General features: G+C 58.5%; 1 pseudogene. It reads left to right on the top strand.

Features of this window, described 5'->3' with window-relative positions:
* A pseudogene (locus KUA11_RS17300) lies at nt 1-149 on the top strand (S1 RNA-binding domain-containing protein); the annotation flags it as partial.
* Between the last annotated feature and the right edge of the window lie 99 nt (nt 150-248).

The raw sequence follows: 248 nt of genomic DNA on the forward strand, positions 1-248 counted from the left end.
GCATCAATGGGATCGTGGCGGAGCCGGAGATTGGCCGTATCTATGACGGCAAAGTCGTCAAGACGGCGGATTTCGGAGCTTTCGTAAACTTCCTTGGTGCGCGTGACGGGCTGGTTCACATCTCGGAGGTGATGTCGGCACCCGTGGCCTGATCCACAACCCGCATGGAGAGCTTCACCTTGCCGCGATCATCGAAACCGATGACCTTGACCTTCACGGCATCGCCCTGCTTGACCACATCCGTCGTG

Source organism: Acetobacter estunensis (genome assembly GCF_019083805.1).
Lineage (GTDB): Bacteria > Pseudomonadota > Alphaproteobacteria > Acetobacterales > Acetobacteraceae > Acetobacter > Acetobacter estunensis_A.